This window comes from Albirhodobacter sp. R86504 (assembly GCF_042466415.1).
In the GTDB taxonomy this organism is placed as follows: domain Bacteria; phylum Pseudomonadota; class Alphaproteobacteria; order Rhodobacterales; family Rhodobacteraceae; genus Albirhodobacter.
In genome coordinates this window covers 623,761-635,822 of record NZ_JAXHCH010000002.1, presented here as the reverse complement: position 1 = coordinate 635,822, position 12,062 = coordinate 623,761, and the positions used below count along the sequence as shown (strand labels likewise).

10 protein-coding genes and 1 pseudogene are annotated in these 12,062 nt (G+C 55.6%); 4 read left to right on the top strand and 7 right to left on the bottom strand.

All coding sequences use genetic code 11. From position 1 onward, the window contains the following. Positions 1-158: 158 nt before the first annotated feature. A complete protein-coding gene (locus SJY32_RS05170) occupies positions 159-1,721 on the top strand; it encodes a hypothetical protein (RefSeq protein ID WP_376872432.1) in 1,563 nt (520 codons plus the stop codon). A 55-nt stretch (positions 1,722-1,776) separates the two neighbouring features. Here SJY32_RS05170 and SJY32_RS05165 read toward each other — a convergent pair whose 3' ends face one another. Then, complete coding sequence (locus SJY32_RS05165; RefSeq protein WP_376872429.1) at positions 1,777-2,400, bottom strand: hypothetical protein; 624 nt, start codon at positions 2,398-2,400, stop codon at positions 1,777-1,779. Positions 2,401-2,967: 567 nt separating this feature from the next. Further along, positions 2,968-3,588, bottom strand: a complete 621-nt coding sequence (locus SJY32_RS05160) for an SOS response-associated peptidase (RefSeq protein WP_376872426.1) — start codon at positions 3,586-3,588, stop codon at positions 2,968-2,970. A gap of 480 nt (positions 3,589-4,068) precedes the next feature. Here SJY32_RS05160 and SJY32_RS05155 point away from each other — a divergent pair. The 3 genes and pseudogenes from SJY32_RS05155 to SJY32_RS05145 all read left to right on the top strand — a co-directional run. Continuing rightward, a pseudogene (locus SJY32_RS05155) lies at positions 4,069-4,287 on the top strand (IS5/IS1182 family transposase); the annotation flags it as partial. Positions 4,288-4,423: 136 nt separating this feature from the next. After that, entirely contained in the window at positions 4,424-6,460 is a 2,037-nt protein-coding gene (locus SJY32_RS05150) for an acyltransferase family protein (protein WP_376872423.1), read from the top strand. Between the two features lie 448 nt (positions 6,461-6,908). Beyond that, a complete protein-coding gene (locus SJY32_RS05145; protein ID WP_376872420.1) occupies positions 6,909-7,505 on the top strand; it encodes a hypothetical protein in 597 nt (198 codons plus the stop codon). A gap of 71 nt (positions 7,506-7,576) precedes the next feature. Here the strand turns inward: SJY32_RS05145 and SJY32_RS05140 are convergent, their stop codons facing one another. From SJY32_RS05140 to SJY32_RS05120, 5 genes are read right to left on the bottom strand one after another with little or no spacing between them, the layout of a single operon-like run. After that, positions 7,577-7,924: a hypothetical protein gene (locus SJY32_RS05140; RefSeq protein WP_376872417.1), complete on the bottom strand. Its 348-nt coding sequence runs from the start codon at positions 7,922-7,924 to the stop codon at positions 7,577-7,579. Between the two features lie 3 nt (positions 7,925-7,927). Further along, positions 7,928-8,725 (bottom strand): peptidoglycan-binding protein, encoded by a 798-nt coding sequence (locus SJY32_RS05135; protein WP_376872414.1) that lies wholly within the window; start codon positions 8,723-8,725, stop codon positions 7,928-7,930. Positions 8,726-8,785: 60 nt separating this feature from the next. Then, positions 8,786-9,118 (bottom strand): hypothetical protein, encoded by a 333-nt coding sequence (locus SJY32_RS05130; RefSeq protein WP_376872411.1) that lies wholly within the window; start codon positions 9,116-9,118, stop codon positions 8,786-8,788. Beyond that, positions 9,108-9,521, bottom strand: a complete 414-nt coding sequence (locus tag SJY32_RS05125) for a hypothetical protein (protein WP_376872408.1) — start codon at positions 9,519-9,521, stop codon at positions 9,108-9,110. Before SJY32_RS05125 ends, SJY32_RS05130 begins: the two co-directional genes overlap by 11 nt. Positions 9,522-9,545: 24 nt before the next feature. Continuing rightward, complete coding sequence (locus SJY32_RS05120; RefSeq protein WP_376872405.1) at positions 9,546-12,056, bottom strand: hypothetical protein; 2,511 nt, start codon at positions 12,054-12,056, stop codon at positions 9,546-9,548. Positions 12,057-12,062: the final 6 nt, after the last annotated feature.

The window sequence follows — 12,062 nt, the reverse complement described above, 5'->3', positions numbered from 1 at the left end:
GAGTTTGGATAGAAGCAGACATTTTCCAGACGAAAAATTAGTTTGTCGTGGGATATGCCACATCAGATCGCCCGCTATATCTTTGAAACATCAAAACTTAAGGTCATGCCAGCTTAGGCGAACAGCTATTCAGACATGAACCCATTTAGGTAAATCCGATGACAAACCAAACCGCAGATTTCAGCAGCGTCGCGCGCGCTCGATTTGAGAAGCGCTCCCCCTTGCAGGTCTATCTCATTGCCCTTGGCCTTGTGACATGTGTTTGGTTCGTAAGCGTGAGCGTCATAAACCTGCTGCGGGCCTATTCGTTTTGGTTCGATGAGCTGTTTAGCGTCTCGCGCGCACAGTTGCCGCTTGGCGACTTGCTGCCGCTGATCGCGAAGGATGTTCACCCTCCCCTTTACCAAGGTTTACTGTGGATCTGGGCCCAGATCTTCGGTAGCGGCGAGCTCGCGATGCGGGGCCTGTCCTTTGTCGCCGTCGTAGCGGGAAGCCTTGCGGTGCTGCGCCTCCGCGAAAACCTCGGCCTCGCGTTTGTCGCGATTTTTATGACGCTTCTCTATTCTAACTGGCTGACCGTGTTTTACGCCGAAGAAGCCCGCAGCTACGGGCTCCTTCTCGGATTATCGTTGGTGTCACTGGTGGCGCTGATACGCTGGAACGTACCGCTTTTGCTCGGCGTCGCGGCGCTCATCGGCCTCACACATTTCTTTGGCACGATGCTCGGCACGCTCCTATGCGCAGCGGTGCTTTTGCGCGGCGCACATGACAAGGCCACAAGAGGCGCTCAAATTGCGGCGCGTTTGGGCGCGCTTATTGTCATGACCTTGATTGCGCTGTGGCCAGCAATCCAGATGCTGGTAGGAATGGCGGGCGACGTCTCGGGCGGCAATTTCTGGATTAAATCAGGCCCGTTCCAGCCCATCGCACATGCCGTTTACGCGAGTTTCCCCGCCAGTGAATATTTCGGTGACCATATCGGGGCCGCGCTAAATGTCTCGCCCATGATCGGAACTGGGCTCATGGCGCTCATCGTCATTACGCTCGTCATCATCGGCGCGGTCACCGTTTGGCGCAGCCGCCCTGTTTGGGCCCGCGCCTACGGCTACGTATTTGCCATCGCGGTTCTCTTTACGCTTGGCATCTTCGCACTCAACCTTCACACGCCGATGTCGACCTCGCGCAATTTCATCACCCTCGTGCCTTACGTTTGCTTTTTGCTGGCCGCTCCGTTTGCTTTGGCGGTCCAATCACGTGGGTCGATGATGCGCCGCGCGGCCCCGATTGGCCTTACATGCGCGGTCGTTCTCTCCATCCTCGCCGCCCAAGCCGAACTTGCGGGCAAAACCGCGCCGCTAGAGGCTTGGAAGGAAACGGCGCGCGACGTCACAACACGCGCCGCCCTCACCCCCTTCACGGGAGGTCTTTTCTTCCTCTCGAAGGGCGCGCAGACCGACGAGGACCAACTGGTAAAAATCTATGGCGTCTATCTTCCCGAGACGATGGCCCCGCGCCCGATGCAAGCGAGCGAATTGATCGGAAGCCTGAGTAAGACGCAAACGCCAAAGCCAGCCGCTCTTATGTTTGGGCACACGCCCTGCGAAACCATCGATCAACTCGCGGCTGAGTTTACCGCAGCAGGGATGACCTTCACCCTAACGCGCCCGCAGCAATCCGTTGCCTGTAACGGCGCGTTTTTCTTCGAGGCGGGCGCAGAGTGACAACATAGCTCTCGCAGTTTGACGGGCTCGCGCGCGGCAGATTACGCGCGCGCGCTCAATCGATCGCGACGGGGACGTCCCCCGTCCCACCCCACCCCTGACAAAACTCGGAGGGGCCATAGAACCGGCTTTCGACATCAAGCACGACCGTGCTCCCCTGCGGCGACATGGACCCGGTCGCCGGATCGCTGGCCGTCACATAGACATAGGTCCGGCCCCAATCGCAGTCACCGTATGAAAACTCTTTGAAATACTGCGGCGGAGACACGCTCTGAACGGGAGCGAACCCATGCCCACGCAAAACACTTTCACCGCGCCGCGCGGTCATCCCAACCACATTGGGAATAATCGCATGACCGGGCGCCACCCCCTTTGACCGCCGCAACGAAATGATCATTTCCTGTGGCGATCTGAACACATGCCCCGGGGGCGGGCTTTGGGTGGCAATCCGCCCTCGCGCATAGACACTGTAAGCATCGGCCCCCAAATGCACCAGTTGCTGGCTTGCGCTGAGGATATCCTCGGCCTCAGCAACCGTTACGCCGCGCAGATCCGGCATGAAGAACGAGAACACCTTCGGCTCTTTCTCCCCCACCTCATCCCCAACCGCGCGCGCTGCGCAAAGCGCCAAAACGGCGAAAGCGGTTAAGATCATCTGAGGGCGTGTGCGCTTGAACATGCTGTCTCTCCGACCACGGGCTCGTTCAGCCTACCCTTCTCCCCCTTTAAAACAAGGGGAGATAGGTGTGTACGGGCAGACGGGCGTGATTGGCCGAGCGACTACGGCGAAGCGAGAATAATAAGGAAAGACTATTGGAGAGACCGTTGAAACGGGGAGAGCAGTCATCAAACCGGCGAGATTGCATCTCTACAAGCCGTTTGATTTCAAAGTGGTGCGGGTGAAGGGACTCGAACCCCCACGCCATAGGCGCCAGAACCTAAATTCAAAGTATATCGTTAAATTTTAAAGCGTTATCGGAAATAATTCCCAAGACATATAAAGAACAAAAGGTGAAAGCGGGAACGCACCTTAATCAGGCAATTCGATGACAATTGCCCTATCAGTCTCCCCACTCATGCGCTGCCCGCGCGGTGCAGGAGCGCTGCCTTCGGAGCGCAGGGAACAGGCCGATGTTCGCGTTAAATTCTAATTTTAGCCGGTCTTTCGTTCTCGTTCGCAAGCAGCCAGTTGCGGCGAAACTGTTACGCGTAACAGATACTAAGCGCGATGCCATGAGCTTAGAGACTAATCTGCTGCCTCGATTAATTCTGGTCCATCATCGAGCAACCCAAACCGTCGCACCGGCCATACCTTCAACGCGCTCCCTGCCCCAAGATTGAAATCCTCTGAACCTCCGCGCCATGCCTCGCGTTCTTCCGGTGCCAAGATCACCGGCATCCGATCGTGGATGCCCGCCATCGCATCCGCCGCCGCTCGCGTCATGATCGTGCAGGTGCGGATATCCTTCCACTCGGTCCACAGACCGGCAAAATACAGGTTGGCCTCATTTCCGGCCGAGCTAAAGAAATTCGGCCGGCGCGCGTTTTTGGGGCCAGACCACTCATAGAACCCACCAGCGGGAATGATGCAGCGACCGTAGCGCCAAGCCCCGCGAAACGAGGGCTTGTCTTTCGCCTCTTCAATCCGGGCATTAAACGTCGCCGCCTTCCATTCTTTGGGATCATCCCCCTTGAACCAGGTCGGGATCAGCCCCCACCGCGCCCATTGAAACTCATCGGGCGCGGTGAAGATCATCACATCGTTTGTCGGCTTTACGTTGAAGCGCCGCGGGATCGGATTGATCTTGATCTGCGACATATCCACTTCGGAATTGCGCAGGTTCGGGTCGATGAAACGTCCGCACATAAGGCTGCCCCCAAAAGAACTTCATTGGACATAATATCGCCGCGTTCTCGCTTCTCGATAATCGGTTCTAGACGATTGCCTGAATCGTCACAGATGACGTGACGCGCGAAATACTGGATCAATGCCATGCACTCCACCTGCCTCCTCCAGCTTAGGTGGCTAGGCTTGAAAAGCTCTAAGGCTCTCGTGCAAATCCACTAATTAACCTTAACGGCAATCTTGCAGTTTAGTGTTATGGCTTCAACCCGATCAGATCACATAAACCATCGCTATTTAAATAATTCAACACCAGTGACGTAGCTTGGGTCTCCTCACTCACTGGGCGCCTTGCACGTGATAGAGATCGCAGATTGAACCGCGCCGGGTTTGCCGGAGGCCCCTACTCCGGAGTAGGACGGAGCATTATGAGCAAGACAACGAACAAGTTTCCCTCGGAAGTGCGTGCTCGCATCGCGGGCGCGGGCGTCCAGCTCGGATCCAGTGCGCGCCACTCGGCATTACGACAGCGCATTAAGGAAGCGCTGGACCGGATACCATGGCCCATGCCAGATCGAGGCGAAGATGCGCTGCCTAAAAGCCTTCGGCGAGCGCATCACCGCAACACACGCCGACAGCCAGACCGCTGAAACCCAGATCCGCATCGCCCTCATTTACCGCCTCACCGCCCTCGGCACAGCAGAGATTATTCGCGTGGTATGACAAAGAGGCGTCGAGCCTCTAACGTATGTTGCGGGACAACGCCGGCCGAACACATCTTGAGAAAATCTTGGCGATTATCCTCGACTTCTATCGAATGCGCTCTTATCCTCCGGCTATCATTTGAAAGATTTGCTTTATGAAATACCGTGCCGAGATAGATGGCCTTCGTGCTATCGCTGTACTACCAGTAATTTTGTTCCATGCCGGCGTCACAAGTATCAGTGGCGGCTTCATCGGAGTAGATGTTTTTTTTGTCATTTCTGGCTTTCTAATTACGACAATTCTAGCTCAGGAGTTGGAGGCAGGTACTTACTCCATCCTCACCTTCTATGAACGGCGAGCGCGTCGGATCCTGCCAGCTTTATTTACAGTGATGATTGCGTGTATGCCATTTGCGTGGCTCTGGATGTTTCCCCAGCAGCTTCGTGACTTCGGTCAGAGCATAGTTGCAACCGTAATGTTTGGGTCCAACATCCTATTCTGGAAAGAGGCAGGGTATTTTAGTGTAGGTGTCGAGCTCAAGCCTCTACTACACACTTGGTCACTGGCGATTGAAGAGCAATACTATATTCTATTCCCAATTATACTTGCACTCTGTTGGAAGTTTGGAAGGCGAGCTCTGTTCGCCGTTATATTGTCTATTGCAGTAGTCAGCCTACTTTTGGCGCAGATCCTCGCCGCAACCAATCCCGACTTCGCCTTTTACATGTTACCCACCCGCGCATGGGAGTTGATGTGCGGCGGGTTGGGAGCCTTTTGGCTACTATGGCGAAAACCGGCACCTTCCCAGGTCCTCGCACTGATTGGAGCACTTTGCATCATTGTACCCATTGCAGTTTTTAAAGAAACGACACTGCATCCCTCACTATGGACCATGATCCCAGTAACGGGTACTACCCTCTTACTCGTTTTCGCAAGGGACGGCACATACGTCGCTCGCGCACTCAGCGTTCGCCCCTTAGTTGGAATTGGCTTAATTAGCTACAGTGCATATCTCTGGCACCAGCCTTTGTTCGCTTTCGCCCGACTTTCCCGGATGACCGAGCCGAGCCTCACTATGATGCTATGCTTAGCTGCCCTTAGCTTGTTTTTAGCCGCGTTAACGTGGAAGTATGTTGAAGAACCTTTCCGACGCATAAATGGCGCTGCTGCGCGAATGCTACCCGGTCGCAAGGAACTTCTTGGCTGCTCAGCGGCCGCTATAGTGGCTAGTGCAGCGGTCGGAGCAACACTGCACTTGGCCGATGGTGCCCCCTGGCGCATGTCTCAAACCGTACTTCATTATCTCAACACAGATTCGATGAAGAACCCTTTACAAAGACTGTGTCACCAAACAGTCGATAGCTCGGATAAGCTAGTTATCCCCCCCACATCTGAGTGCACATCGGTTCTGGGAATCGCTGGTCCGCGCGCCATTTTAATCGGGGATAGTCACGCGGACGCGTTCGCTCATCCAGTGCGAGTTGGACTGGAAGAAAAAGGATGGCAGATGACTCAATTGACAGTTAGCGGCTGCGAACCTCTTCCGGGCGTGCGAAAGGGGCCCAAAAACTGTGCAGAAATTAATTCCGCCATTTTGGACTATTTAGAACTTGAGAAGTTCGACCTTATAATTGTTGGCATGCGCTCACAGGTTCTTTGGGGAACACCATTTGATAATGGCGAGGGCGGCCATGAGCCGAGCAACCCAAGTATTGAACAAACAGTCTTCGACGCAGAAACATTAGGCCTTCCGGAAACGTCGAACCAGCCTGAACTCGCAACCGCAGCGATTCAGAGGGGCATGGTTGACCTGCTAAAATTGGGAGCGCATGTTATTGTTGTTCACGCGATACCGGAAGCAGGATGGAATGTACCGGTGATAGCTGCTCAGCGCGTATTCTTCCTTGGAGAACAGACGCCGGAGATTACGACAGCTCGTAGTGCTTACGAAGAACGCGCTGCTCAGAGCAATGCTGCACTTGACGCAGTAATTCACCCCAAGATACACCATGTCAGACCTGCCGATTTATTGTGCGACGATCTGCGCTGCGTGAACGTTCGGAACGAAATAATTTATTACTATGACGACGATCACCTTTCATTAGATGGAGGCGAATTGATTGGAGAAGCAGTCCTCGAACACTTAGCCGCAGTGGAGAGGGAAATTGGCGTAATGGTAAGAAACCAATAAAATTGGTTTCTTACCCGAAAATGACCACGAAGTTGGTTATTTTGTAAGAAAATCAGACGTATATGATATTTACCTAAGGCAACCCAAGTCCAAGTCAGGAATGCTAATTAACGCAGCACAAGAGAGATCGACGTAGATCTCATCGAACACCAGTCCCACCCACTCGTTCATCCCTCCGGCCCACAAGAACTTGGAGGCCGAGCAGGAAATTTTCTAGGCGATCCAAGCGAGGACTCGACAATCGTGACTTTTGGAAAGAAGATCAAAAACGTCCACTAGGTACACTACCACCGAACAAATTTTTATACTCTCAAGGCGAACAACTTGGCCCTAATCATAAGCAATTCAAAAGTCATTTTTTATGCACATGTTCCCAAAACGGCCGGGACCAGCTTAGAGCATTATCTTAGCGCACGTTTCTCAAACGTCGGTTTTGACGGGCGCCGGGATGGGAAAAAAAAAACGCCCAACTCAACGCGGGATCATTCCTGCGGCAAACCACCTGACAGCAGCTGACTTGGATGAAGTTTTGCCGAAGCAGCTAGATCTGGTCTTTGCGACAGTCCGGGATCCGATGTCACGTTTGAAGAGCGAATACCGTTATCAGTTCGGAGCTTCGCGAATCGGACGGCTAGGGTTTTCCAGCTGGCTCCATCTTGTCACCTCGTGCATGAAAATTGATCGTCGGATGTATGATAACCATATCCGGCCACAAACTGAGCTCGTGCCAGAATGTGCAGAGTTCTTTCGCCTCGAAGAAGGACTGGACCCAATCGTTGATCTCCTTGATAAGGTCTTGGGAGAAAGCGCTCCCGACATTACGATCGAACACCTTCTTAAGCGAGAGCCACGCCCGATCCACGTCACACGTTCCGATGCGGCTTTAATCGCCTCAATATTTGCGGCGGACTATCAACGGTTCGGTTACAAGACACCGGATGAGGATGGATTGCCAAACGATCCTTATGCGGGATTGCGCGCGCTCTTAGCGAAACTTGTCGCGCCGCTGATTGTATTCAAACATCGACTTGATTGGCTGCGTTAAACTGGGGCCAGCCCATCTCCGGATGGATCGAAGATAGCCTGTTCGCTGGGGCGTTGATGGCAGAAGATGGTTCAACCTCCCCGCCCCACTCCCTCAATCTTCGCCACCGCCAAATCAGCCAGCACCGTCTCCACGGGCCCGAGCCGCTTGATCGCGTCCGGCACGCTGGCCTTCGCGTAGTTGACCGCCTCCGCCACCATCGCTTCCTGATTGACGCCAGCCGTCCGCCCATAGCGCGCGATCGCGAGCATGGCGCCCGTGGTCAGCGCCGAGTGCAACGCGTCCCGGGCATTGGCATCGAGCTCCGCGCCGGTGCGCGCTTTGATCTGCGCGGCGATGAACGCGAGCAGCGCGGTGACGATCCCGCTGATGATTTCGGCGAGGTGCGGGGCGATCAGCCCCATGATGATATCGAGCATGGTTTATCCTTTCATAATGCCAAAGGCGGAGAAGATCGCGGCCCACCACGGGCGCGCGGATGTGACGGATGAGGTGACGATCGGCGCGGGCTCCGCGCTCACGGGCGGCATCTCGACCATGACCTTGGTCGCGGGCGCAGCAGCGTTAGCCTTGAGCGCCGAGTGCAATGCTGCGCGGGTCAGCGTCCCTGCGATCCCGTCGACCGTGAGGCCCGCTGATGCCTGGAACGCCTTGACCTCGATCGGCCCATACCCGAGCAGTACAAGCGCCGAACGGACATAGAGCTCGAGCCGATCGGCCAGCCCGTTGTGACCGCCGTTCACGATCTCCGACACGCGAACGCAATCGCCCGTCTCGCAGGCCGCCATAAGCTTGGGACGCGTCACGAAATACCAGATCACCGAGATCCCGAGCCATTCGGAGCGCTCGAGCGCATCGGGTATCGCCTCAAAGTCCGGCGCGTCGGGGAACAGGCCACGCACCCATTGCGTCAGCGCGCGGTAATTGTAGCGGCCCGTGCATTGGATGAGATCGCGGCCGAGGAACCGGAAGCCATCGCCGGGCTGCGTGTTGCCCAAATCCGCCCGCCCCTCGTACCGCTTTTGTGCGGCCGTCGGCCCCCAGCCCTCGCGCACATATTTGAATCGCCCGCTTTCGTGCAGCACCTGCGCCAGCACTTGCGCGAAGATGTGCAGCGGCATCAGCGCCGCGCCAAATTGCAGCATGATCGCGAGGAAGCCCTCAATGCGCGCGGCATAGGAATTTGAACCGGTGATCCGGTGAATGGTTGAAGCGTCCATGATGTCCCCATGAAAAAACCCGCGCGAGGCGGGTGACTGTCATCTGAATTTTGGTGTTGTTCAGTCTCGACGCGCGTCGAGCTTGATGAGCAGATGCTCGATAGATCGCCCGATCCCGACCGCATCGCGCGAGTTGCGCGCCACATCCGAGATCAGCCCGTGCAGCGCGTTGATCTGCGCGACCGAGGCCTCCACTGCGGCGGCGTTGCGATTAATCGCGGCCGTGTTCTCATCGGTGGCCATTTTGAGAACGGCGAGCTGGGAAGGCCCCTCGCCTTCCTTTGTTTCCTTGCGGCCCCGCACGATCGCCACGCCGCCGACCGCTGCGATCAGCGTAGAAATAGCGCCGATCATAAGCCCGAATTGTTCAGCGAAGGTAGGATCAAGCTGCACGGCGAACCTCTAAAGCATGGACGCAATCCTTGACCGCGTAATAAATACAGATGATAGCGGCGCTACTCATCGCGCCGCCGTAGGTGAATGTCGCGGATGTAGGCCAATATTCAGCCATGAAGCCGACCGCTAAGGCAGCATAGCAGAGCGAATTCGCGGATAGCATGATCGCGCGCGCGAACGGCGTCCACCAGCGCCGCCCGTTTACATAGAGCGAGATCATGTGAGCCGTGCCTGTCAGAGAAAATATCGTCGCCCATTCTTCCTCCGTCAGCCATTGCAGCAGATCCGAATAGGCCGCCGTTGACATGCTCACCCACGGCAAAAACAGCCACAGCCCGAGGCCGAGCGTCACGCCCGCAAACCACCACTCCATCCGCCTGCGTTCAAAGGGTGTGTGCATTTATGGCTCCTTGCCGTTGGGGCGTTAGTAAACGATTGCGATCTGCCTCGGGTCACTGCCCGTAACCATATACATGCTGCCAGCGGGAAGGCCTGCCGCAATCGCCGCAGTGTTGTTCGCGTATGTTGCGAGGCTACCCGTAACCATCGGCGCATGGCTCGGGGAGAACGGCTTCACATCATCAACAAACACGGTCGGCAGAGTGATGTAGAAGTCAGCGGACGCGAAGAACTGGATACTTGTTACAGGAGACTGTGGAACTCGACCAGTTGCCACTACCTTAGTCCATTCTGTAGTGGCGATGTATGTGGTGTCATATAATGTGCCACTCGACAGTGCGAGGCGAGCGCGTAGTGGCCCCCCGTAATACCAAAAGCTAAAACCGGCCACTCGTCCGTACGCTGGAATAGATACAGGTAGCGCAGACACCATTCCGCGATCTGATCCTGTGCCGCTCACACCGTAGCCGTACCATCCGCTGTCACCGTCATATTCATCACGAAGAAGCTGCGGACGTGCCGCCAAGTCCGACATGGGATAACGAGTGATAATGCCACCATTAATCGAGGTCCAGCTACTCGCCACAAATGGCGCTTTGATTAGGTTGGGGTAGCGAACGCCAGACCTGTTGATGACTAAGTTATCCCGCTTTACAACCTGCCCGCCGCGATTGTTTAAGAACGGACCGACCGTGCCATCTGAATAGCTATAAACAAAAATATCGTTTCCAACGGCGGTGAAGTCGCTATCATTAGAGATCAAACCGCCATCCCACATGACCACCCTAATCAATGCTTGGGCAGAAGTAGAAGCTAAACAGTAAGGGGATCGGCGCAACGCAGATGTGTAAGAGAAGCCATTCTTGAACACAATGCGCCGCGTCAACGTACCAACACGCATTGCGTAACGCTGTTGGTCGTCGTAGGCCTTGATGGACGGGTGTAGGTTAGTGGCCCATCCAGAAGCAGGCGTGGCCCAATCGTGTATGATCGACCACGACATTTTGAAGCCAGCGACTTCCAACCCTTGTAGCGCACCACTATCAGTCTGACAAATGATCGCCTCCCCAATATACTCGAACTGCACATCTAAGTAGCCGCTCAGGGATACGTTGACCCCGGCGGGAAGTGTCGCGTCATTGACTTCGTAGAAGCCGTAAGCAGAAAACCCCATATGCGTAGCGATCATGCGGACCGCCACACCGCCGTAGTGGTTGGCGTGGAAGCCATGTCCATACATGTATCCAGCAAACAGACCGCTCACACTGCCACCGAGCGTGAAATAGTCCTCCGAGTTCTTCTTGCAGTAGATACCTGCCATCCAACCATTCCAATTCGAGTTGATTGAATAGATGTGGCCGTTTGTACTGTTATCCAGCCGCCCTGCTTTTACGCCCTTAGTGGAGCAGTTAGTGAATGTTGGTTGATTAGTTCCGATAATTTCAAAACCTACAGGACCAGCAGCAAATGCTGTATACGCTGGCAGGTTTGCAGGGTTCGGGCACCAAGTCTCCGCATCCTGCATCGTATAAGATTGATTGCCAAACGCAGACACCCCGTTCACCTGCCCCCCGCCATACATGCCGGCAGCAATCTGGATGACTGGTTTCAAATCTACCATTACTGTAGGGTTCATATAAATTCGAGTTCCGGGGTTTCCGCTATCGACGTATTGCGTCCCGCCCTCAATGCCGCGACAACGGGACACAATAGTATCAGTCGTCCAGTAGTCTTTTTGCACTAGAATAGCGCGCTGCTTGTTTACCTCACACCAGTCAAAATGAAGCTGCAACCCCGTGGTATCGTCTACATTCGTCGCGGTAAAGAAGGCTGCGTCTGGCACATCGTTCCCGACGACTTTGAGCAGAACCCCGCCAGCCGTAGCGTGGGTGTAACCAGTTGTCGCCGTTAGTCGGTCAAATGCAGCAGTTCCCGCGCTCACAACTTCGTATGAGTATTCGCCTTGGCGAACTGTAATCGTATCGCCTACGGAGACGACTACTTTACCCACACCTGCGGTGTAAGAGATTGTCGTATCTGCCAGAAGTTCGGCAAGCGTGTCACGTCCCACAAGCGGGAACGCCGAGGCTTGCGCAGCAGACAGCCCTGTTGCAAGTTTATCAAGCGCTGTCTGCGAAGCCGCCGCCGTCGCAACCGCGGCCGCCGCCAGCGCCGCTGCAAGCGCATCGATCTGCGTGCTTGGCGGGTAATCCGCCGCGCCGAGGATATCGCCGAGCTCATAGCTGCCCGCCACGGGCAAGGCGAACTGGCCGAGGTTCATAGTGATCGGGCGGCCCGATTGGTGGTCGGGGTAGATGTAGCTGGCGTTGATCAGCTGGCCGCGATCGCCGTCCGTGCAGGCGAGACTGATCGTGAAGTCGCCGTTTAAAACGTCGACGCCCTCTTGCCCGTGGACCACCAGCGCGCCGCCGGATTTGTCCCACGATCCGCGCGTGAAAATCAGCCGGCCATCCGCGAGGAGATCCCCGCGCCCGTCGTAGACTGGGCCGGTGACGGTTGCTTTTGTGACTGCCATGTCAGC